The sequence below is a fragment of the Pseudomonas sp. LBUM1656 genome (genome assembly GCF_059716065.1).
The window spans coordinates 5,658,158-5,680,250 of the sequence record NZ_CP166800.1 but is presented as its reverse complement, the minus strand read 5'-3'; the positions used below and the strand labels follow the sequence as shown (position 1 = coordinate 5,680,250).

At 60.5% G+C, this 22,093-nt stretch carries 17 protein-coding genes; 6 read left to right on the top strand and 11 right to left on the bottom strand.

Annotation, left to right across the window (positions count from 1 at the left end; all coding sequences use genetic code 11):
- Nucleotides 1-85: 85 nt before the first annotated feature.
- From dxs to ACA072_RS25705, 3 genes are all read right to left on the bottom strand, one after another.
- Nucleotides 86-1,984, bottom strand: coding sequence for a 1-deoxy-D-xylulose-5-phosphate synthase (dxs, locus tag ACA072_RS25715; RefSeq protein ID WP_497621422.1), 1,899 nt, complete (start codon nt 1,982-1,984; stop codon nt 86-88).
- Nucleotides 1,985-2,076: 92 nt separating this feature from the next.
- Nucleotides 2,077-2,964, bottom strand: a complete 888-nt coding sequence (gene ispA, locus ACA072_RS25710; protein WP_497621420.1) for a (2E,6E)-farnesyl diphosphate synthase — start codon at nt 2,962-2,964, stop codon at nt 2,077-2,079.
- Nucleotides 2,961-3,203, bottom strand: coding sequence for an exodeoxyribonuclease VII small subunit (locus ACA072_RS25705; RefSeq protein WP_007894317.1), 243 nt, complete (start codon nt 3,201-3,203; stop codon nt 2,961-2,963). Before ACA072_RS25705 ends, ispA begins: the two co-directional genes overlap by 4 nt.
- Before the next feature lie 505 nt (nt 3,204-3,708).
- Here ACA072_RS25705 and ACA072_RS25700 point away from each other — a divergent pair.
- From ACA072_RS25700 to ACA072_RS25675, 6 genes are read left to right on the top strand one after another with little or no spacing between them, the layout of a single operon-like run.
- Nucleotides 3,709-4,500, top strand: a complete 792-nt coding sequence (locus ACA072_RS25700) for a YfaP family protein (RefSeq protein WP_497621419.1) — start codon at nt 3,709-3,711, stop codon at nt 4,498-4,500.
- 37 nt (nt 4,501-4,537) lie between these two features.
- Nucleotides 4,538-6,250, top strand: a complete 1,713-nt coding sequence (locus tag ACA072_RS25695) for a DUF2138 domain-containing protein (RefSeq protein ID WP_497621417.1) — start codon at nt 4,538-4,540, stop codon at nt 6,248-6,250.
- Nucleotides 6,235-6,885, top strand: coding sequence for a DUF1175 domain-containing protein (locus ACA072_RS25690; RefSeq protein WP_497621415.1), 651 nt, complete (start codon nt 6,235-6,237; stop codon nt 6,883-6,885). Before ACA072_RS25695 ends, ACA072_RS25690 begins: the two co-directional genes overlap by 16 nt.
- Complete coding sequence (locus ACA072_RS25685; RefSeq protein ID WP_497625046.1) at nt 6,882-11,447, top strand: alpha-2-macroglobulin family protein; 4,566 nt, start codon at nt 6,882-6,884, stop codon at nt 11,445-11,447. Before ACA072_RS25690 ends, ACA072_RS25685 begins: the two co-directional genes overlap by 4 nt.
- A gap of 1 nt (nt 11,448) precedes the next feature.
- Nucleotides 11,449-13,068 (top strand): DUF2300 domain-containing protein, encoded by a 1,620-nt coding sequence (locus tag ACA072_RS25680; RefSeq protein WP_497621413.1) that lies wholly within the window; start codon nt 11,449-11,451, stop codon nt 13,066-13,068.
- 3 nt (nt 13,069-13,071) lie between these two features.
- Nucleotides 13,072-13,887 (top strand): YfaP family protein, encoded by an 816-nt coding sequence (locus ACA072_RS25675; RefSeq protein ID WP_497621412.1) that lies wholly within the window; start codon nt 13,072-13,074, stop codon nt 13,885-13,887.
- A 494-nt stretch (nt 13,888-14,381) separates the two neighbouring features.
- Here ACA072_RS25675 and ACA072_RS25670 read toward each other — a convergent pair whose 3' ends face one another.
- From ACA072_RS25670 to eat, 8 genes are all read right to left on the bottom strand, one after another.
- Nucleotides 14,382-15,128 carry a S24 family peptidase gene (locus tag ACA072_RS25670; RefSeq protein ID WP_497621410.1) on the bottom strand — a complete coding sequence of 249 codons (747 nt, stop codon included), beginning with the start codon at nt 15,126-15,128 and terminating at the stop codon, nt 14,382-14,384.
- Between the two features lie 230 nt (nt 15,129-15,358).
- Entirely contained in the window at nt 15,359-15,886 is a 528-nt protein-coding gene (gene ppa / locus ACA072_RS25665) for an inorganic diphosphatase (protein WP_461977072.1), read from the bottom strand.
- A gap of 113 nt (nt 15,887-15,999) precedes the next feature.
- Nucleotides 16,000-16,812, bottom strand: a complete 813-nt coding sequence (locus ACA072_RS25660; RefSeq protein WP_497621408.1) for a M90 family metallopeptidase — start codon at nt 16,810-16,812, stop codon at nt 16,000-16,002.
- A gap of 6 nt (nt 16,813-16,818) precedes the next feature.
- Complete coding sequence (locus ACA072_RS25655) at nt 16,819-17,475, bottom strand: DedA family protein (RefSeq protein ID WP_438661325.1); 657 nt, start codon at nt 17,473-17,475, stop codon at nt 16,819-16,821.
- A 241-nt stretch (nt 17,476-17,716) separates the two neighbouring features.
- A complete protein-coding gene (locus ACA072_RS25650) occupies nt 17,717-18,175 on the bottom strand; it encodes a GNAT family N-acetyltransferase (RefSeq protein ID WP_438661326.1) in 459 nt (152 codons plus the stop codon).
- A gap of 120 nt (nt 18,176-18,295) precedes the next feature.
- Nucleotides 18,296-19,120 carry an ethanolamine ammonia-lyase subunit EutC gene (eutC, locus tag ACA072_RS25645; RefSeq protein WP_497621406.1) on the bottom strand — a complete coding sequence of 275 codons (825 nt, stop codon included), beginning with the start codon at nt 19,118-19,120 and terminating at the stop codon, nt 18,296-18,298.
- An 8-nt stretch (nt 19,121-19,128) separates the two neighbouring features.
- Nucleotides 19,129-20,523, bottom strand: coding sequence for an ethanolamine ammonia-lyase subunit EutB (locus ACA072_RS25640; protein ID WP_497621404.1), 1,395 nt, complete (start codon nt 20,521-20,523; stop codon nt 19,129-19,131).
- Between the two features lie 51 nt (nt 20,524-20,574).
- On the bottom strand, nt 20,575-22,023 hold the full coding sequence (eat, locus tag ACA072_RS25635) for an ethanolamine permease (RefSeq protein ID WP_497621402.1): 1,449 nt from the start codon (nt 22,021-22,023) through the stop codon (nt 20,575-20,577).
- Nucleotides 22,024-22,093 lie beyond the last annotated feature (70 nt).

Here is a 22,093-nt window from a genome sequence, read left to right as displayed (position 1 = left end):
TAGGTCAGTCAACATTAATACCGACTGATCCACCGCATTCGCGAGCAAGCCCGCTCCCACAAGGGGTTTTGCATAAGTCTGAGGTTTAGATGCTCAGCAATTGCAGACGCTCGCGAATCGAAGCTTCGATCCCGGCCTCATCCAGCCCACACTCGGCCAGCATCTGCGCAGGCTTCGCATGCTCGACGTAACTGTCCGGCAAGCCCAGGTGCAGCATCGACTTGAGGATGTTTTCACGGGCCAGGAATTCGCTGACCGCGCCACCGGCACCGCCCATGATCGCGTTCTCTTCGATGGTCACCAGCAATTCGTGGCTGCCCGCCATTTCGCGAACCAGTTCCTCATCCAGCGGCTTGACGAAACGCATGTCGACCACGGTCGCATCCAGCTTCTCGGCGACTTTCAGCGCCTCGGCCAGTTGCACGCCGAACACCAGCAGGGCGACTTTGCTGCCCTGGCGACGAACCACGCCTTTACCGATTTCGATCGGTTGCAGGTCTTTTTCGATGGTCGCGTTCGGGCCGGAGCCACGCGGGTAACGCACCGCCGCCGGACCGTTGAACAAGTGACCGGTGGTGAGCATCTTGCGCAGTTCGTTTTCGTCGCTCGGGGTCATCACCAGCATGCCGGGGATGCAACGCAGGAACGACAGGTCGAAACTGCCTGCATGCGTCGGGCCGTCTTCACCCACCAGACCTGCGCGGTCGATGGCGAACAGCACGTCGAGGTTTTGCACCGCGACGTCATGAATCAGTTGGTCGTAACCGCGTTGCAGGAAGGTCGAGTAGATCGCCACCACCGGCTTCGCGCCTTCGCAGGCCATGCCGGCGGCGAGGGTCACCGCGTGTTGTTCGGCAATCGCCACGTCGAAGTAGCGCAGCGGGAAGCGTTCGCTGAACGCCACCAGGTCGGAGCCTTCTTTCATCGCCGGAGTGATGCCTACGAGGCGCGGATCAGACGCGGCCATGTCGCACAGCCATTCGCCGAACACGCCGGAATACTTCGGTCCGCCGGCTTTCTTCGGCGCAGCGGCCGGCGCATCAACGGGTTCAAGTTTGGTGATGGCGTGGTAACCGATCGGGTCGACTTCCGCCGGGGCGAAGCCTTTGCCTTTCTTGGTGACGACGTGCAGGAACTGCGGGCCTTTGAGATCGCGCATGTTGCGCAGGGTAGCGATCAGGGTCGGCAGGTCGTGGCCATCGATCGGGCCGATGTAGTTCCAGCCCAGTTCTTCAAACAGCGTGCCGGGAACCAGCATGCCTTTTGCGTATTCTTCGGTACGACGGGCGATTTCCCATGCGCCGGGCAGGCGCGACAGGACCTTTTTGCTGCCTTCACGCATGCTCGCGTAGGTGCGGCTGGAAAGGATCTTCGCCAGGTAATTCGACAGCCCGCCAACGTTGCGCGAGATCGACATGTCGTTGTCGTTGAGGATCACCAGCATGTTGGCGTTGACTTCCGGCGCATGGTTCAGCGCCTCGAAGGCCATGCCGGCGGTCAGTGCGCCGTCGCCGATCACGGCGATCGCCTTGCGATCACTGTTCTGCAGGCGGGCGGCAATCGCCATGCCCAGCGCTGCGCTGATCGAGGTGCTGGAGTGGCCGACGCCAAAGGTGTCGTACTCGCTCTCGGAACGACGCGGGAAGGCGGCGACGCCGTCCTTCTGGCGCAGGGTGCCCATGCGCTCGCGACGGCCGGTGAGGATTTTGTGCGGATAGGCCTGATGACCCACGTCCCACACCAGCCGGTCGTCCGGGGTGTCGAAGACGTAATGCAACGCGATGGTCAGCTCGATGACGCCCAGGCCGGCACCGAAATGCCCGCCGGTCTGTCCGACCGTGTAGAGCAATTCCAGGCGCAACTCATCGGCCAGGGTTTCCAGCTCGGCTTCGCCTAACCGGCGCAGGCCGTCCGGCGTGTTGGCACGGTCGAGCAGGGGCGTGGTCGGGCGCTTGCGGGGAATCTCATGAAACGTCGTGGGCATCAGGCGAATCGTTATAGGTATAAAAGATGCGGCAGTTTACCTGATGCATCGCCCCCTGCCCACGCGTTGGTTTTAACTTGGCGGATACGCCGTCAGCTGCGCCGTTCGACGATGTAGCGGGCCAGATCGCGCAACGGCTCGGCAGCCGCGTCAAACGGTCGCAGCGCGTGCAGGGCCTGATCGCGCAGTTCCAGGGCATAAGCCTTTGCCGCGTCGAGGCCGAGCAGGGCCGGGTAGGTTGGCTTGTCACGAGCGATGTCGGCGCCCTGGCGTTTGCCGAGGGTTTCGGTGTCACTTTCGACGTCGAGAATGTCGTCCTGGACCTGGAACGCCAGGCCGATGGCCTGTGCATAAGTCTTTAAGGACTTGAGTTCGTCTTTCTCGGCACGACCACTGGCCAGGGCGCCGAGTTTGACGCTGACTTCGATCAGCGCACCGGTTTTGTGCCGGTGCATGGTTTCGAGGGCTTTTTGATCGAGCTTCAGGCCGACCGAACCGAGGTCGATGGCTTGACCGCCGACCATACCGGCCGGGCCTGCCGCCAACGCCAGGGCGCTGACCATCTGCAGGCGAATCTCTGCGTCCGAGGTGCTCAGACGCGGGTCGAGCAGGGCGCTGAACGCCAGGCTCTGCAAGCCGTCACCGGCCAGGATCGCGCAGGCTTCATCGAATTTCTTGTGCGTGGTCGGCTGGCCGCGACGCAGATCGTCATCGTCCATGGCCGGCAAATCGTCGTGCACCAGGGAATAAGCGTGAATCAGCTCCACCGCGCAGGCTGCGCCGTTGGCTTGCTCAGCCTTGCCACCGAGCGCTTCGCACGCCGCATAGGCCAGCAGCGGACGCACCCGTTTGCCGCCATTCATCACGCTGTAGCGCATGGCTTCGTACAACCGCGTGAGCTCAGGGCTCGGCGCATTGAACAGGGTTTCCAGTGCAGCATTGACGCGAGCCTGGCTGGTCGCGGAATACGCCGCAATCATTCCGGCTGATCCGCGTCGAAGGGTTCCTCGGCCAACTCGCCATCACGCTCGAGCAGTACTTGAACCTTTTGCTCGGCCTGGGCCAGCGCCGCCTGGCAATCGCGGGTCAGACCGATGCCTTGCTCGAAAGCCGTCAGCGAGTCTTCCAGCGACAATTCGCCGTTCTCCAGACGCTCCACCAGCGTTTGCAGGTCAGCGAGAGACTGTTCGAAATCCAGTGCAGCTTTTTTGCGGGCCATGGCGGCTATTTCCGGTTGACGTTAAACCGGCGCGACACTAGCAGACATGGGGGTTATGGGCAAATGAGGGCAGCATTTCTGCCACTGGTTTCAGCCTCGCCACATTCTGTGTAGCAGCTGGCGAAGCCTGCGTTCGGCTGCGAAGCAGTCGTAAAACCAGAACCCACGGTCTATCAGGCATACGGCGCAATCAGGATTGACGACTGCTTCGCAGCCGAACGCAGGCTTCGCCAGCTGCTACAGATCGCATTACGGCTAAGTTAAGCGTTTATTCGGCTCATTTCGTGAGCCGAATAAACTCGCTATTCGGCTCACGGGCTCAAATGTGCGTGATTCCTACCGCAAATGTAGATGTATCCGATTGTTAAAAAACCGCCAAATGGCTAACCTTCGCGCCTTCTACGACCCATTAGTCACGGGTCTTTCTGACGAAACACAGTTTTTGGATCTGTAACGCGCCGAGGATCGGGCGCAAGGTTTCGTTATGCATGGCAGGAGGCGTCACATGCGTTCATTTCTTCTAGTGCTGATGGCGTTGGTCTGGGCGGTCGCTGCCTGGGCCGAGCCGACGGCTGAGCTGTCGGAACCGGTCGGCGGCTGGCGTTACAACGGCCTGCTGGACCGCAGTGAATACCCTCAAGTCGCCTATCCGACGCCGCCCATCGACCGGGGCGTGCAGCGCAATCGCACGATGATCCAGGGCCAGCTCAAGGCCATCGGCACGCAACGCGGGCCGCATACGCTGGCGGTCAACGGCAATCCGCTGAATCTGTACACCGACGATGAGGGACGTTTCGCCCGGCCGTATGCGTTCGGTGCGGGCTCCAACAGCGTCGAAGTGCGCAGTGCCGAAGGCAAATCCCTCAAACGCGTTCAATTCTATGAAGCCAACAACCTGCGCACCCCGGCGCGGATTCGCGTGGTGCTGGGCTGGGACGATCCGAAAGCCGAGCTCGATCTGCACATCGTTACTCCCGACGGTCAGCATGCATTCTGGGCTCGTCCGGCGATGAGCAACGGCGGCGGGCTCGACCCGGACGGCGTCGATGGCCCGGGCCCGGAAATGTTCACCATGACCGCGCCGATGCATGGCACCTATCTGGTTTACGTTAACTATTGGGGCAACTTCGGCAGCGGCGGCTATAACTTCGATGAGACCAGCAACCAGAATGAGGTGATCACCTCGCAGATCAACCTGGTGCTGAACGAAAACACCGTCGACGAAAAACGCGAGACTTTCATCGTGCCCCTGCGCGCGATCGGTGACCTGCTGCTGGTCAAGACTTTCAACTATTAAGCATCCCGCTCCACGGATGACATCGGGTTTTGTGAACATGAGTGATAACACTGTTTCTCCGGCCGCCGAAACGCCTGCAGCCAAAACTCCTCGCCGCTGGCCGGCCGTGCTGATCGGGCTATGCCTGGTGGCCGGCGTTGCGGCCGGTTTTGGCTGGTTCATGCACAAACCCAAGGCGCCAGCGGCAGAATTGGCCAGCGACAAACTGGGCATGAGCCGCCCGGACGGTCTGCTCGAAACCCATTCCCTGAGCCAGTTGCCCAAGGACTTGCTGGCGGTGCCGTTCCTCAAGGAAACCCTGACCGAAGATTTCGTCTTCTATTACGAAGCGCATGCCGATCGCCTTGGTTTGATCGGCAGCCTGCGGCGGATCATTTACGAGCATGACCTGAAGTTGCAGGACAGCCTGATCGAGCAACTCTTCGATCAACCGGCGGATGTGGCGCTGTGGCGCGGGGCGGATGGTCGCCTGAAAGACTTTCTGTTGGTGATGGATCGCGGCGGCCTGGCCAAGGTGCTGGAGCCGCTGGCCAAGGTCGCGCTGGATGATACGCAGCTGACACAACTCGGTGACATCAAGGTCGTCGGCGATACGGTGCCGCTGTATCAGCTCACCTACAACAACAGCAAAGCGCTGCTGTTTGCCTCTCATGGCGACAAGCTGGTGGTGCTGTCCAATCCTTCGAAACTGTACGACAACAGCAATGGCCCCATCGGTGAGCCTGGGATGGTTTCGACTCAATCGCTGGAAGCGTTGCTCGGCGGTCAGAAACTCTTCCCTGAAGCCTTCGGCCTGCCACCGCGCGCGCCGGAAGTGAAACAACGCCTGTCGGTCAATTCCAGCGTCCTGGCCATGGGTTACCAGCGTTTCATCCCGAACTTCGCCGGCCTGCGCTTCGATATGGACGACAAGGGCTGGCACAGCTTCCTCGCCATGGACGAACTGGACAACCAGCCGGACTTCGATTTCAAACCGATCTGGCAGGCCATGCCCATGGGCGCCAGCGCCTGCGTGGCCTTGCCGCTCGCCGCTGAACAACAGAAACCGCTGCTGGTGAAACTGGGCGCTGACGAAACCGTCGCCCAGTCCCTGACCGAACACATGGCCGGTGCTGCCGGGCTGTGCTGGTACGCCGATTCGCGGCTGTACACGCCGTTGCTGGTGGCCAGCCTGAACGATGATGACAGCGCCAAACTCGACGGTGACCTGGGCACTCTGTTCGGTTCGATGGTCGGTGCCTACGAAGCCAACGTTGAAGAACACGCGTTCCCGGTGGTCGAGAAACAGGAAGGCCAAAGTCATCAGTGGCAGCGCCAGGTCAGCTCAAACTTCGGTCCTTACAAGGCCAAGGATGCCGAGAACCCGGACGCGATCACCGGCAAGGCGTTCATGAAGGTCAGCCTGGCGCGTCACGGTTCGACCCTGCTGTTCTCCCTCGACGACAAACTCGTGGACAAGGCCCTCGGCACTCTCGACAAACGCTTCCCGCCAATGGCCGACGTGGTGCCGAAAGACCTGCTGATGCCGGTCTACTTCGGCCCGGAATCCATGGCGCAACTGATGCAGCAGGAAACTCTCGACAGCCTGCCGCAGGACATGGAACCGGTGTTCTACAACGCCGCGCAAACCTACCTGATCCCGAAATTGCGCAAGCTCGGCGGTTACGGCAAATACGCCCTGACCTTGCCCGAAGGCAGCGAGCCTGACGGCCATTGGCAGTGGCTGCCGCTGGAATGGAAAGCCCTGTGACCTCACTCATCCGAGGCCTCGGCCTGCTGGCGATGTTGCTGGGCAGTCGCGCATTTGCCAGTGAAGCCGCAGCGCTGGATCCGCAGCAATCCCAGGTGTTCCGCGCCTGGTTCGTGCGCATCGCCCAGGAACAACTGACCCAAGGCCCGAGCCCACGCTGGTATCAGCAGGATTGCGCCGGGCTGGTGCGTTTCGCCGCCAACGAAGCGCTGAAAGTCCACGACGATAAATGGCTGCGCAGCAATGGCCTTTCCAACCGTTACCTGCCGCCCGAGTTGCAATTGAGCGAAGCCCAACGGGGCCTCGCCCAGCAATGGCAGCAGGGCGGCGGCAAGGTCGGGCCTTACGTCAACGCGATCAAACTGATTCAGTTCAACAGCCATCTGGTGAGCCGCGACGTGTCGCAGGCGCGGCCTGGCGACCTGATGTTTTTCGATCAGGGCGACGACCAGCACCTGATGATCTGGATGGGCCGCTACATCGCCTATCACACCGGCACCACTACCCCCACTGACAACGGCATGCGTTCCGCGAGCCTGCAGCAACTCATGACATGGAAGGACACCCGATGGATACCCGACGCAGCCAACCCCAACTTCATCGGCGTCTATCGACTGAACTTTCTCTCCCAATGATCGGTGCCCGCATGTTGCGTTTTCTGCCTTTGCTGTTGGTCCTGGTGCTGCCGTTTTCAGCGGTCAACGCCGAAGACACCGTCGAGCCGAGCGGCTACACGCCGGTGGCCGGTGAAAGCTTTTTCCTGCTGGCCGACAGCAGTTTCGCCAGCGACGAACAGGCGATGGTTCGCCTCGAAGCACCGGGCCGCGACTATCGCCGGTTCCGCATGGAGCCTTACGGTGGCGCGGACATCCGGGTGTATCGCATCGACAAACCGCTGGATTTCCTCAAGCGCCAGAAGAACCTGCACCGCGTGGTCAGCGACGGCCAGTTCAAGGGCGAAGGATTGTCGAACACCCTCGCGTACCTGTGGGACAACTGGTACCGCAAATCCCGTCGTGTGATGCAGCGGGCGTTCTCCTACGAATCGCGTAAGCAAGTCACCGAGGAAGTACCGGAACTGAAGATGGGCACCGCGATGGTCGCGCCAACGCCCTATGACGCCCAGCCGCAATTCGCGCTGATTCCGGGCTTGCCGGTGGTCAGCCAATTCCGTTATCCGCTGTGGCAAGCCAAACCGATCCAGCCGCCGGAAGGCGTGAACCTGGCCGGATCTTCCAGCGAATTCGTCAGTGTCGCGCCGGGTAACGTTTACATCCCGTTGGGCAACCTGAAACCGGGCCTGTATCTGGTGGAAGCGCTGATCGGCAAGTACCGTGCGACCACCATGGTTTTCGTCTCCAACACCGTGGCCGTGAGCAAGATTGCCGGTGATGAATTGCTGGTGTGGGCCGCGCGCAAACACGAAGGCAGTTCGGTGCCGAAGGTGAATGTGCTATGGACCGATGGCCTCGGCGTGATGAGCAGTGGCGCTACTGATACCGATGGTTTGCTGCGCTTGAAACACGTCAGCCCTGAGCGTTCGTTCGTGATCGGCGAGGACGAAGAGGGTGGGGTGTTTGTCTCCGAGAACTTCTATTACGACAGCGAAATCTACGACACCAAACTCTATGCCTTCACCGACCGGCCGCTGTATCGGCCGGGGGATTGGGTGTCGCTGAAAATCGTCGGTCGCGAGTTCAAGAACGCGCGCGATTCGGTGTTGCCAACCGCGGCAGACGTCAACGTGACCGTGCTCGATGCCACCGGCACTGCGCTGCAATCGTTGGCGCTGAAACTCGATTCAAAAGCGGGCACCCAAGGCCGTTTCCAGTTGCCGGACAACGCCGTGGCGGGTGGTTATGAACTGCGTTTCAGCTACAAGGATCAGGCCTACAGCAGCGCTTTCCGCGTGGCCGAATACATCAAGCCGCACTTCGAAATCTCGCTGAATCTGGCCAAGCAGGATTACCGCACCGGTGAACCGGTGAAGGGCAATCTGGTGCTGCTGTACCCGGACGGCAAGCCGGTGGCCGATGCCAAGTTGACCCTGAGCCTGCGCGCCCAGCAACTGTCGATGGTCGACAACGAGCTGCAATACCTCGGGCAATTCCCGGTGGAACTGACCAGCACCGAACTCACCACCGATTCGAAGGGCAACGCGACCCTCGACCTGCCGGCCGCCGAGAAACCGAGCCGCTACATGCTCACCGTGTTTGCCAGCGATGGCGCGGCGTATCGGGTCAAGACAACCAAGGAAATCCTCATCGACCGAGGCGCCGCGAGTTTCCGTTTGAGCGCGCCGCAGCGCTTCAGCGCAGTGGGCGACAAAGTTGCGTTCAGCTACGCCAACGAAGGCGGCAGCGAGGAGAGCAAAGCGGTCACGCCGGGCAGCTACAGCTGGGTGCGTCTGGAAGACCAGAGCTCCGGCGAGGGCAAACTCGCCGCAACGGATAAGGGCTTCACGTTGGCCTTCGACCGTCCAGGCACCTACAACCTGACGTTGAAGGATGACCACGGTCGAGTCGTCGGCGCCAGCGGACATTCGGTCACTGGCGATGGCGTCAAAGCGGTGCCCGGCACCGTAGAAATCGTCCTCGACAAACCCGAGTACAAAGCGGGCGATGAAGCCCTGGCGTTGATCACGTTCCCGGAACCGATCAGCGATGCCTTGTTGTCGCTGGAGCGCGACAAGGTCGAGTCCACGGCGCTGCTGTCGAAGGGCGGCGACTGGCTGAAGATGGAAAAACTCAGCGACACCCAATACCGAGCGCGGATTCCGGTGAAGGACAATTTTGCGCCGAACCTGACGTTCTCCGTTCTGTACACCAAGGGCGGTCAGTACAGCTTCCAGAACGCCGGCATCAAGGTAATTGCGCCGCAAATCGATGTGGCCATCGCCACCGATAAAGAGGCGTATCAGCCGGGCGATACCGTATCGGTCGACTTGACCACGCAATTCGCTGGCAAGCCGATCCCCGCGCACCTGACCGTCAGCGTGGTCGACGAAATGGTCTACGCGCTGCAACCGGAAGTCGCGCCGACCATCGACCAGTTCTTCTACCACCCGCGCCGTAACAACGTGCGCACCAGCGCCAGTCTGTCGTTTATCAGCTACGACGTTGCGCTGCCGGGCAGCCCCGGGGCACCGGGCAAAGCCAACCGCAGCGAACGCGGCGTGAAAGTGCTGGAACGGCCGCGTCGCGAAGACGTCGACACCGCCGCGTGGGAACCTGAGTTGATCACCGACGCCAACGGCAAAATCCGCTTCACCTTCAAAATGCCGGACTCGCTGACCCGCTGGCGCATCACTGCGCGGGCCATCGCCGATGACGGTCAGGTCGGGCAGAAGAAGCAATTCGTGCGCTCGGAGAAACCGCTGTACCTGAAGTGGAGCGGCCCGACCAAGTTCCGCAATGGCGACAAACCGGACCTCGGTGTGTTCGCTTTCAGCCAGGCCGAAAAACCGGTCAAGGCTGAACTGGTCATCCATTACGGCGGCACCGAGCAGCGCGTGCCGGTAACGCTCAACAACGGCATCAACTACATCGCGCTGCCGGCGTTCGCGCTGGCCTCGGGTGAGTGGACCGCCGAGCTGGTGCAGGACGGCAAAACCGCTGACGCCCTGGCCGTGCACCTGACCGCGACCGGCGAAGGCTGGCAGGTCACGCAAAGCCAAAGCCTGGACGTGGCCAGCGGCGACACGCCGCTGACCTTGCCGGCAGACGCCAGCGATATTCGCCTGCGTCTGGATGACAGTCCGCAAGCGCTGTTCCGTTCGGCGCTCGATGATTTACTGAGCTATCCGTACGGCGGCGTTGAACAAACCGCTAGCCGATTGCTGCCGCTGAGCATCGCGTATCCGACCTTGTCGTCGAACCCGCAAATCCGCGATCGCTTGCGCCTGATCATGCAAAACAGCCGTCTGCGCCTGGTGCAAATGGCCGGGCCTTCCGCGAGTTTCACCTGGTGGGGCATGGACGGTGAGCCGGACGCGTTCCTCACGGCCTACGCCTATTACGCCGACTGGCACGCCAGCAAAGCGCTGGAACTGAGCCTGCCGCCGGAGCATTGGCAGCGGGTGCTGGAGGTCTATTCGAAGCAGGCGAAAAACACGCCGTTGTTGCAGCGAGCGCTGATTCTGTCGTTCGCCAAGCAGATGCAATTGCCGGTCAACACGTTGCTCAGTGGGTTGATGGATGATCTGGCGAAAGCAGGTGAGGGGAATGCCGCGAACCTGATGGAGGACGGTGAAGAAAGCCTTGTCATGAACGATCCGGATTCGGCGCTTGGATTGGCGGCGGCGCGTACGTTGACCGCTTCTTTGGCGAAGCAATCGAAGGTGAATCCACCGGATGCTTTCAACCGCCAACTGCCCGATGCGCAACAGCGTCTGGCCGTCAGTTCTCAGCCTTTTGCCGAAGCCTTGAACCTGTCGCTGCAAACCTTCGATCAGGCTCACGCGCAAGCGTTGTTACAACGTTTGCTGCCGCAGCAATCGACCCTGGAACGCGCGTTGGCGCTGACCTGGTTGCAACGCAGCATCGAGCAGGCGTCGCCGACGATTGCACTGGCTCCGGGTGAAGGCTGGAAGAAAGAATACGGTGCTACCGGCGAGATGTATTGGACGTGGCAGGGTGCCTCGCCGGTGCCGGCGGTGTTGTCGCTGACCGGGACACAGGAACGTCCGTTGCGGGCTTCGTTGAGCTTCCAGACCAAGCAACCGCCGATTGATCCGATGGCCGTGACCATCACCCGTCGCCTGTCTCGATTGGTGCCGGGTGACGAAGCGTTCCAATTCAAGCTTGAAGCGGTGGGCAACAAACCGTTGTCCAGTGACGCGCTGTATCTGGACGAAGTGATCATCACCAGCAAAGCCGCCACGCCGTTGCGCTACGGCATGATCGAAGTGCCGCTGCCGCCGGGTGCTGATGTCGAGCGCACCACGTGGGGCATCAAGTTGATGGGTAAGGCTGGCACCGAACCGACGGCGCTGGAGAAGGCCCGTTTCGAACCGGGTCAGATGGCTTACGCGATTCCGGTCGATGCCCTGAGCGGCGAACTGCGCCTGCGCCACTTGGTGCGCTTCTCGCAGAAAGGCCAGTTCAACCTGCCGCCGGTGCGCTTCACTCAGGTCTACGCGCCACAACATCGGGCCCAGGAACAAAAACCGGCCCTCGGCCAGGTCACGGTCAACTGACATGACCCGACTGCTGGTCTGGTGGCTGCTGTGTTTGATTCCTGCGCTGGCGACAGCGCAGGAGGAACCGTTGCGACTGGGCTTCAAGGGTGAATTGATTTCGCTGAACCGGACTCAGGTGATTTCCCGCGAGCCGTTGCCTGCTGATGTGCAGGCACCGTTGGGCAGTTTGTGGAAGTTGTTTGTGTACGGCTGGCTGGTGGATACCGGCGCTCGTGAGCCGGCGTATGAATGTCGCGGGCAGTCGAAAGAGGAAGTTTATTGCTGCACGGCGGGCGGCAAGATTGACCGTGATCAGGCGTTGGTGAAGTCGTGCGGTTTGTACTTTGAGCCTGCGCGATTGGGTATTACCGATGCTGGCTGGCGGGAATACTGGCAGGCTCGGCAGGCGCCGGAATGGTTGCAGAACTTGCCCTCGTTGCAGCCTTCGACGCGAGTGTCGGTGGCGGAATTGCTGAAGGTACTGGCCGTGATGCCGGCGCAGGATTTGGCGCGGCGGGTGTTGCTCGATGTAGTGCTCAATGCGGCTGACGGCAATGTCGTCGGCGAACTCGGTGGCCGACTGCGGGTGAAAACCTGGAGCTGGTTGGGCGATCAGGATCCGTCGTCGCGCCAGGGCGGGTTTGCCGGTTGGATGGCGGATGGCACGCCGATCTGGGCGGGTGGGCGCGGGACCAGCCAGATGGTGCTTCGTCATTACGGTGCGGTGTTGGCTTCGGTGTTGCCGGTGGATTGGCCCGCGGACGCAGGACGATGTGTCGAGGTCGGTCTGTTTTCCCGTTATCCGATCGGGCGTGTTCTTGCGGGGGATCGGGTTGTTTCTTCCGGGCCTTTGCAGGGCGACTATCGTGTTGAATTCGCCAACGGCAATCAGCTGGATATCCACAGTGATGGTGAGCTGTTTCTGGTGGGCGAAAAACTGGTCGCCCGTCTGGACCGCGAAGAGTACGTCGCCCGCGTCCTGCAACGAGAAGCCAAACCCGAACCGGCTGAAGCAGCCAAAGCACTGGCCGTCGCCATCCGCACCTACCTGCTGCAAAACGCCACCCGCCACGGTGATTGCCTGAGCATCGACGACAGCAGCAGCCGCCAACGCGTCGCCCCACGCCCGGCCACCGCCGAATCACGTCACATCGCTGCCTGGACCAGCGACCTGGTCCTCGCCGGCAGCGCTGTCACCTATCACTCCGACCAGCCCGGCCCGGACAAACTCTCCTGGCAGCACGCCGTCGAACAAGCCAACGCCGGCCAGCGCTTCGACGCCATCCTGCTCCACGCTTACCCACGCGCCAGCCTCAGCCGCTGGGACAACCCCGTCGCCTCCTGCGAGGCACTGCCCGCCGCGCAAGACTGGCTACAAAAGCAACGCCGCGGCTGGCGTCCGCAGTTGGAAGGCGAAGTCGGCTACAACGAAATCAGCACCTTCGCCGTCTGCCGTCTTGCATTCGGCCGCCCCTATGTCGACCGCGAACGCCAGCGCATCTACGTGCGCGGCGTGCTGTCGCTACAGGACCGCCTCGACCTGACCCACGAATACCTGCACCTGGCCTTCGAAGCACACCCCAACGGCCAGGATGAAACCTACATCGAAGGGCTCGCCCGTCACCTCTTGCTGGAATAGGCCATGAAACTCCGTTATCCACAGGTCTTCCTGTTCCTTTGTTCGTTTTGCGTATTGCCGACCGTGTTTGCGGCTGAGAGCGTCGTGAAACTCGATACGCCCGTTGGCGGCTGGCGCATCGGCGCGGCCGAGGGAGAGGGTGAAAACTTTCGGCAGACCGTTAACTACCCGGCCTCATCGGTGAATACGCCCGTGGGTCAGGCCAACACTGCGCGTATTACCGGTCAGATCAAAGCCGCGCCCAAGTCCGGTGAGCCGGGACGGTTGATCGTCAACGGCGTCAGCATGCCGCTGAAGATCGATCCGGCTGGGCGCTTTGACCGACCGTTCTCGTTTCCCAATGGCAGTAATAGCGTCGAAGTTCGCAGCCCGGATGGGCAGCAACGGCATCGCACGCAGTTTCTCAATGCCAGTGGCGGTGCGACTCCGGCGAAGTTGCGGGTGCTGCTGGCCTGGGACAGCGATGGTACGGATCTGGATTTGCACCTCATCACGCCTGACGGTGCGCATATCTGGTATGGCGATCGGGTTGTGGCCAATGGCGCGGCGCTGGATGTCGACGTGACGACGGGGTATGGCCCGGAGATATTTGCCATGCCGGCGCCGATCAAGGGGCAGTATCTGGTGTATGTGAATTACTTCGGCGGTGGGTATCGGAGTGATGAGGAAGGGCAGGAGGAGGCGGTTCAGCCGCTGACGACGGCACAGGTGACGGTGATTACGGAGGAAGGGACGCCGAATGAGAAGATGGAGACTTTTCTGGTGCCGATGCGGGCGGTGGGGGAGTTGACGTTGGTTAAGGGGTTTAGTTATCCGTGAGGCTCAGAGACAGCGGCCGTAACAATTGTGCAAGCACCTCATGCACAATTTTGGGTCCGGCTGTCAGCACCGCTGACTCTGTTAGGAAGCTTTTCGACAGACATTAAAAAGCCGGCTTGTGGCCGGCTTCTCGGGGACTGGCTTGGTTCATTTTTGGTAAACCGCGCCAGCCTTCAAAACGTACACCCGGATCTTGCGTCCGGCTGTGGGACTCGGCGAGAAAATCATCTGCCTTGTCGGTGCGATCAGCGCCGCGGGGCGGGGTGATGCGCAAATGTGGGGCGCAGCATACTGATTTTTTTCGGGGATTCCCAGTGTGGTGTGCAGGATAGAGCGATTGCGATGACCTGTAGCAGCTGGCGAAGCCTGCGTTCGGCTGCGCAGCGGTCGTGAATCCTGTATTCGCGGTGTGCCTGAAACACCGCGGTGAATGGTTTCACGACTGCTGCGCAGCCGAACGCAGGCTCCGCCAGCTGCTACAAAGGGTTGTGCGTTTACAAAAACGGCACCGACGGCCGCCGTTTGTTCAACGTCGACCACCAGAACACCCACCCCAACACCCTGATGTTCTGCTTCTCAATCTGCTCGGCATTGAAGATCTCATCCGGGTGTTCGGCTTTGTTGTAACTGCGCAATCGCAGGGAATTGCCCGGAATCCGGTGCAGGTATTTGATGCGCAGCATCCCATCGTGTTCGATCGCGTAGATTTCTCCATCAATCACCTTGGTCAGCCCACGGTCGATGGCGAGTGTGGAGCCGTCCTCGATCCTTGCTCCCATGCCGTTGCCGATCATGTGGACGCAGAACACATCCGTGTATTTGATTTCCAGGGAGTCGAGGTGACTTTTGGGCAGGCGGATGAATTGGCCGGGGTCTTCGACGACGTGAGTTTTGAAGGAGCCCGGGGCGATGGGTATTTCCTTGTAGAGGGGCAGTTCGACGTCGGTGGGTTCGACCACCGTGTAGATGCCGCGAATGGCCTGGGCGTCGAAGGTGTTGCCGGCTTCGTCGAGCAGGCGCAGGTGTTTGGAGTCTTGTGGGCCTTCGCCGGTTTTGAGCCAGTCGCTGTTTACCGAGAGTAGTCTGGAGACCTCTTCCATGCGGTAGGCGGGCACACCGCGGGTGTACCAGTTATGGATATTTTGCGGCTCCGTGTCGAAGAAAGCGGCAAAACCTGTCGTCGTTATTTTCGCTTTTTCGAGGAGCGCTTTAAACCGTGGGCCGCTAGTGTTCTTTTTCATAAACACGAGTCTACGGGCGCAGGGCGGGGCTTTGAATAAACGAACCGTTCAAATTTCGAGGGAAATTTACGACCGGATGTAAGACGTATTTGGAACAAATTAAACAAGAAAAAACGTAGCGTTCGCGGAATAAACGCGCCGTTTAAAAGGCCCTTGATAAACGCCCACAAAAAACCCCGGATCAACCGGGGTTTTTTTCAAGTCGTCACAGGCGCGAGGCCAGTGGCGTCTCAGCCTTTGTAGGCAGCAGCCGACTTGGTGATCGCATCGCGAGCGGCATCTGCGCCGGCCCAGCCTTCGATCTTCACCCATTTGCCTTTTTCGAGATCTTTATAGTTCGCGAAGAAGTGTTCGATCTGCTGGATCAGCAGCGGTGGCAGGTCGGTGTATTCCTTCACGTCGACGTACAGCTGGGAAAGCTTGTCGTGTGGGACTGCGATGACTTTGGCATCGCCGCCGCCGTCGTCGGTCATGTTCAGGATGCCAACTGGACGAGCGCGGATCACCGAACCTGGCGCAACCGGGTAAGGGGTCACGACCAGCACGTCGAGGGGGTCACCGTCGTCGGCCAGGGTGTTCGGGATGTAACCGTAGTTGGCCGGGTAGAACATCGGGGTGGCCATGAAACGGTCAACGAACAGGCAATCGCTGTCTTTGTCGATTTCGTATTTGATCGGCGCGTGGTTGGCCGGAATCTCGATCGCGACGTAGATGTCGTTCGGCAGGTCTTTGCCAGCCGGAATCTTGCTGTAGCTCATTGGGCGGTGCCCCCGTTAGTTGACCAAAAACACTTGGCCGGATTGACCAAAAAGTGGCGGCGATTATAGGCATATTCCGCCGTCGATGCTACGTGCCAAGGGTCGTAGAGACCTTAGTCGTGTGCCTGATAGACCGGGTTCTCGGCCAGAAGTTGCCGCAGCCGGGCCAGTGGATCCTGACGGTAAAACAGCTTCAGCTGCTCATAGACCTGAGGATACGCCTCGTGCAACAAATCCGGGGCGCTGAAGAAATATTCGCTGGTGACGGCGAAGAACTCGGCGGGGTTTTCCGCGGCATAGGGATCGATGGCTGTTTCGGCGTCTGGATTGTGGTCAAGGTGCTTATTCAGGTCGTCGTAGGCGTGTTGCATGACCTTTGCCCATTCGCTGACCCGCATGTCGGGGTGCAGCGGTGGCAAGCCGTTGGCGTCGCCATTAAGCATGTCGAGTTTGTGCGCGAGTTCGTGGATCACCAGGTTGTAGCCTTCCCAGCCGCCGCTGGCCATGACGCCCGGCCAGGCGAGGATGATAGGGCCTTGTTGCCAGGCTTCGCCGCTGTGTTCTCCGTCCCACTCGTGCTCAACGCCGCTGGCATCGCGATGGCGTTGGGGGCTGAGGAAGTCATCGGGATAGAGGACGATTTCGTGGAAACCCTGATACCAGTTCAGATCGCCCAGGTGCAGCAGTGGCAATTGCGCTTGAGCGGCAAGCAGCAGGCGTTGCTCCTGATGGAGTTCGACGCCGGGCAGGGCGGTCAGGTGTTTATCTTCCAGGAACAGCACGCAGGCTTCGCGCAGCCATTGGTCTTCGGCGGCGCTGATGCCATCAAGAAAGCTCAAGTGATGGCGCACCCGTTGCCACAAGTCGTCGGCAATCGGGTGTCTGGCCAGGATGCGCCGGCGACGCCAGGCGCTCAGGGACCACATCGCGAGTCAGCGCGATTGGGCTTTGGACGCGGCGTTGCCGAAGCGGCTGCGGACCACGCCGATGATCATCGGCACCAGCGACAGCAGGATGATGCCCACCACCAGCAGCGACAAATTGGACTTGATGAACGGTACGTTGCCGAAGAAATAACCCAGGGTTACCAGGCCGCCGACCCACAGAATGGTGCCGAGGACACTGAAGGCAAAGAAACGTGGATAAGGCATTTTGGCTACGCCGGCGACGAACGGTGCAAACGTGCGGATGATCGGCAGGAAGCGCGCCAGGGTCACGGTCTTGCCACCGTGCTTGTCATAGAAGTCGTGGGTTTGCTGCAGGTAGTCGCGGCGGAAGATTTTCGAGTTCGGGTTGCTGAACAAACGTTCGCCTGCGGTTCGACCGACGACGTAGTTGGTGCTATCACCGAGGATCGCCGCCAGCATCAACAGGCCGCCCAGCAATACCGGATCCATGCCGCCGCCGGCCGCTACGGCACCCGCGATGAACAGCAGGGAGTCGCCCGGCAGGAATGGCATCACCACCAGACCGGTTTCGCAGAAGATCACCAGAAACAGGATGGCGTAGATCCATGGCCCGTAGTTGTTCACCAGCAAGTCGAGGTAAACATCGAGATGCAAGATAAGGTCGATCGGGTTGAAATCCATGGAGAGGCACCTGTGGTGACGGCCAGACTCTGCGGGCCTGTGCGGATGACTTCGCGAAAGCCTACAGACGAGTGTAGTTTTTCTTACAAGCCGAAAAGGCCGGCATTATACGGGCTGAGGGGTGAAGCGCGCGTCGAGATTGTAGCGGGGGATGTCTATGGTGCGGCCGGAAGTCTGGTGACAATAAATAACCCTTCTGTGATGAGGGCGCACGATCCCTCATCACAGAGGCCGGCAAGCATCAGAGCTCGTCGCTGATCGGCAACACGTAGTTCTTGAACTCGGTATCTTCCTTGAACCCGATGGACTCATAGGTTTTCTGCGCGATTTCGTTGTCGCTGCTGGTGGATACGCGCATGCGCACGGCATTGGTTTCTTTGGCCATTTTTTTTGCGGTGCGCATCAGGTTGTCTGCGACCAACTGACGGCGGGCGTCTTCGGCGACATAGATGTCGTTGAGGATCCACACGCGTTTGAGCGATAGCGACGAAAAGCTCGGGTACAACTGACAGAAACCCATCAGTTTGTCGTCGGAATCGGCCAGCGCCAGGTAAATCACCGATTCCTTGCGTCGCAGGCGTTTCTCAAGGAACGCCCGGGACGAGTCCGGATACGCCAGGGAGCCATAAAACTCGCGATATTTGACGAACAACGGGGTCAGCAGGTCCAGGTGTTCGAGGGTCGCTTGAATAATCCGCATCGATAGGTCTCGTCTTCAAGTGGCTGTCTTCACGTGCTCTGACGGCGAACGGTTCTTCACTCGGGCAGCCGTGCATCGATCCTGCCTGAAACCGGAACAGAAACGCAATGCGGAAACGGTTCAGGTATTCGGCGGGCTCAGTAGGAAATTGCCTTTCATGTCTGCACCCTCGTCCGACTCCAGCGTCTGAACCTGGGCTTCGTCCTTCAGATTGACTCCCGACAACTGGCGCCGGCAAGCCTCGCGCATCAAGTACAGCAAGCGGTGTGCCGCCATGCCGTAGCTCAGGCCCTCGAGCCGGACATTGGAGATGCAGTTACGGTAGGCGTCCGTCAGCCCGACCTTTGGATTGTAGGTGAAATATAACCCCAGGCTGTCCGGCGAACTGAGGCCCGGGCGCTCGCCGATCAGGATCACCACCATTTTTGCGCCGAGCAATTCGCCAATCTCGTCGGCTACCGCCACCCGGCCTTGCTCCACCAGCACCACCGGTGAAACGGACCAGCCTTCGGCCTCTATCTGCTCTTGCATCCGTGCAAGAAACGGCAAGGTATGGCGATGAACGGCCAGCGCCGACAAGCCATCGGCGACCACGATCACCAGATCCACACCGCCAGGTTTGGCCCGCGCGTACTCGCGCAGGGTCTGCGCCGACTCATCACTCAGCTTTCGCCCCAGATCAGGCCGTTGCAAATAACTGTCCCGGTTCGTGGCGGCGCTGTGCAGCAACAAACTCTCGCGCCCGACCTCGGCCAGTTGCGAGCTCAGCCCGGCATGGTCGAACGGTAAATGCACGGCATCCCGGGCTTGAGCGTGGGCGAACTGGAAATCCAGTTGCGCGCTGGTCGGCATGCTGGTGCCGGTGCGGCCCAAGGCGATCCGCGCCGGGGTCAGGCGACGCAGCTCCAGCAACGGATTCTCTGGATCAACAGGAGGTTTATCCATTTCAACACTCATCCCAGTTGCGCCATTGCTTGGCGGAAGGCTGGCGGCAGGCTGTCGCCGAAGTGAATCTTGCCGTCCGCCTGGGTCAGGATGCCCATTTTTGCCAGCCATTGTTCGTACTCCGGCGCCGGTTTCAGGCCCAGGGTCTGGCGGGCGTAAAGGGCGTCGTGGAACGAGGTGGTCTGGTAGTTGAGCATGATGTCATCGGAGCCCGGGATGCCCATGATGAAGTTGATCCCGGCCACGCCCAGCAGGGTCAGCAGGGTGTCCATGTCGTCCTGGTCGGCTTCGGCGTGGTTGGTGTAACAGATGTCGCAGCCCATCGGCACGCCCAAAAGCTTGCCGCAGAAGTGATCTTCGAGGCCGGCGCGGATGATCTGTTTACCGTTGTAGAGGTATTCCGGACCGATAAATCCTACGACGGTGTTCACCAGGAACGGTTTGAAATGGCGCGCCACAGCGTAGGCGCGGGTTTCGCAGGTCTGTTGATCGATGCCGTGGTGGGCGTTGGCTGACAGGGCGCTGCCCTGGCCGGTCTCGAAATACATCAGGTTCTGGCCCAGCGTGCCGCGATTCAGGCTCAGGCCGGCGTCATAACCTTCCTGCAGGACATTCAGGTTGATGCCGAAACTGGCGTTGGCCGCTTCGGTGCCGGCGATTGACTGGAACACCAGATCCAGCGGCACACCGCGATTGATCGCCTCGATGGACGTGGTGACGTGGGTTAAAACGCAAGCCTGTGTAGGAATTTCGTAGCGCTGGATGATCGCATCGAGCATTTCCAGCATGGCGCAGATCGACGCGATGCTGTCCGTGGCCGGATTGATGCCGATCATCGCGTCGCCGTTACCGTAGAGCAGGCCGTCGAGAATGCTCGCCGCGATACCGGCCGGTTCATCGGTGGGGTGGTTGGGTTGCAAGCGTGTGGATAACCGCCCGCGCAAACCCATGGTGCCGCGGAACTTCGTGACCACGCGGATCTTTTGCGCCACCAGCACCAGGTCCTGCACGCGCATGATCTTCGACACGGCGGCGACCATTTCTGGAGTCAGGCCGGGCGCCAGGGCGCGCAGGCTCTGTTCGTCGGCTGCATCGCTGAGCAGCCAGTCGCGGAAACCGCCGACGGTGAGGTGGCTGACGACCGCGAAGGCGTGTTTGTCGTGAGTGTCGATGATCAGACGGGTGACTTCATCGGTCTCGTAGGGAATCAGTACTTCCTGGAGGAAGTGAGGGAGCGGGATGTTCGCCAGGGCCATTTGCGCGGCCACACGCTCGCCGTCGTTGAGGGCTGCAACGCCAGCCAGAAAGTCTCCGGAGCGCGCCGGACTTGCCTTGGCCATGACGTCCTTGAGGCTCGCGAAGCGGTAGGTCTGGGCGCCGACCGTGTGAGCAAAACTTGCCATACAGATTCTCCGTGACGGCGCAGACAGGGTCTGCGCCGTGATTTCTGGCCGTTAGTGCAGGGCTTTTTCAGCGTTCTGAATGGCCGCGAATTCTTCCTCGGGCGTGCCTGCTACCAAGTGATGCCGACTGTAGAAAGCAAAGTAAGCAATTAACACTCCATAGATGATCGCAGCGCCAATCACCACGCGTGGGTCTACCAGAAAACCCGCTACCACGGCGATACAAGCCAGCACCAACGCTACACCGGAGGTGAAGATACCGCCCGGCGTGCGATAGGGCCGATCCATTTTGGGGCGTCGAATGCGCAGTGTGATGTGCGCCGCCATCATCAGGACGTAGGAAATGGTCGCACCGAACACCGCTACCAGAATCAGCAAGTCGCCCTGACCGGTCAGCGACAAGCCGAATCCGATGATGCCGGGAATAATCAGGGCCAGTACGGGGGCTTTGCTCTTGTTGGTTTCTGACAGTTTGCGCGGCAGGTAGCCGGCGCGGGACAGCGCGAAGATCTGCCGCGAGTAGGCGTAGATGATCGAGAAGAAACTGGCAATCAACCCGGCCAGGCCTACCAAATTGACGAAGTGGCCCATCCATGTCGAGCCGCCGTAGGCCTTGCTCAATGCTTCGACCAACGGATTACCTGAGGTCAGCAGTGCATTGGCGCCCGCACCACCCGGGCCGATGACCAGAATCAGCAGGGCAAAGCTCACCAGCACCAGCATGGCGCCGATCAATCCGCGGGGCAGGTCGCGTTTCGGGTTTTTGGTTTCTTCTGCTGCCAACGGCACGCCTTCGACGGCGAGGAAGAACCAGATCGCGTAGGGAATTGCCGCCCACACACCGAAGTAGCCGAAGGGCAGGAAGCTGCTGGCGCCCTTGGCGTCCGTCACCGGGATGTCGAGCAGATTGGCGACGTTGAAGTGCGGCACCATCGCCACCAGGAACACGCCCAGTGCCAAGGCGGCGACGGCGGTGATGACGAACATCAGTTTCAGGGCTTCGCCGACCCCGAAAATGTGGATGGCGATAAAGATGATGTAGAACGTCAGGTAAATCATCCAGCCACCGATACCGAACAGTGACTCGCAATAGGCGCCGATAAACACCGCGATCGCCGCCGGGGCGATGGCGTACTCAATCAGGATCGCGGTCCCGGTCAGAAACCCGCCCCACGGCCCGAATGCGCTACGGGCAAAGCCGTAGCCACCACCCGCGGTAGGGATCATTGACGACAGTTCCGCCAAGGAAAAGCACATGCACAGGTACATGGTCGCCATCAGCAATGTGGCGAGAAACATGCCGCCCCAGCCACCCTGGGCCAGGCCGAAGTTCCAACCCGCGTAATCGCCGGAGATGACGTAGGCCACGCCAAGACCCACCAGCAGGACCCAGCCTGCTGCACCTTTTTTCAGTTCCCGTTGCTGGAAATAGTCGGAGCCGACTTTTTCAAAGTCGACCGAGGAGGTAGCCGGCTGCACGCTGGCTTGATCGCTAGGCATAGGGGTTCACCTGTTCTTATTGTTTTTGACCGGCGTGGTTGCCGGATTGGCGCGAAGGACCGATGTGCAG

Bases quoted from the DNA above. Each gene is read 5' to 3' on its own strand.
- dxs (WP_497621422.1), bottom strand. From the start codon at position 1,984: ATGCCCACGACGTTTCATGAGATTCCCCGCAAGCGCCCGACCACGCCC.
- ispA (WP_497621420.1), bottom strand. From the start codon at position 2,964: ATGATTGCGGCGTATTCCGCGACCAGCCAGGCTCGCGTCAATGCTGCA.
- ACA072_RS25705 (WP_007894317.1), bottom strand. From the start codon at position 3,203: ATGGCCCGCAAAAAAGCTGCACTGGATTTCGAACAGTCTCTCGCTGAC.
- ACA072_RS25700 (WP_497621419.1), top strand. From the start codon at position 3,709: ATGCGTTCATTTCTTCTAGTGCTGATGGCGTTGGTCTGGGCGGTCGCT.
- ACA072_RS25695 (WP_497621417.1), top strand. From the start codon at position 4,538: ATGAGTGATAACACTGTTTCTCCGGCCGCCGAAACGCCTGCAGCCAAA.
- ACA072_RS25690 (WP_497621415.1), top strand. From the start codon at position 6,235: ATGGAAAGCCCTGTGACCTCACTCATCCGAGGCCTCGGCCTGCTGGCG.
- ACA072_RS25685 (WP_497625046.1), top strand. From the start codon at position 6,882: ATGATCGGTGCCCGCATGTTGCGTTTTCTGCCTTTGCTGTTGGTCCTG.
- ACA072_RS25680 (WP_497621413.1), top strand. From the start codon at position 11,449: ATGACCCGACTGCTGGTCTGGTGGCTGCTGTGTTTGATTCCTGCGCTG.
- ACA072_RS25675 (WP_497621412.1), top strand. From the start codon at position 13,072: ATGAAACTCCGTTATCCACAGGTCTTCCTGTTCCTTTGTTCGTTTTGC.
- ACA072_RS25670 (WP_497621410.1), bottom strand. From the start codon at position 15,128: ATGAAAAAGAACACTAGCGGCCCACGGTTTAAAGCGCTCCTCGAAAAA.
- ppa (WP_461977072.1), bottom strand. From the start codon at position 15,886: ATGAGCTACAGCAAGATTCCGGCTGGCAAAGACCTGCCGAACGACATC.
- ACA072_RS25660 (WP_497621408.1), bottom strand. From the start codon at position 16,812: ATGTGGTCCCTGAGCGCCTGGCGTCGCCGGCGCATCCTGGCCAGACAC.
- ACA072_RS25655 (WP_438661325.1), bottom strand. From the start codon at position 17,475: ATGGATTTCAACCCGATCGACCTTATCTTGCATCTCGATGTTTACCTC.
- ACA072_RS25650 (WP_438661326.1), bottom strand. From the start codon at position 18,175: ATGCGGATTATTCAAGCGACCCTCGAACACCTGGACCTGCTGACCCCG.
- eutC (WP_497621406.1), bottom strand. From the start codon at position 19,120: ATGGATAAACCTCCTGTTGATCCAGAGAATCCGTTGCTGGAGCTGCGT.
- ACA072_RS25640 (WP_497621404.1), bottom strand. From the start codon at position 20,523: ATGGCAAGTTTTGCTCACACGGTCGGCGCCCAGACCTACCGCTTCGCG.
- eat (WP_497621402.1), bottom strand. From the start codon at position 22,023: ATGCCTAGCGATCAAGCCAGCGTGCAGCCGGCTACCTCCTCGGTCGAC.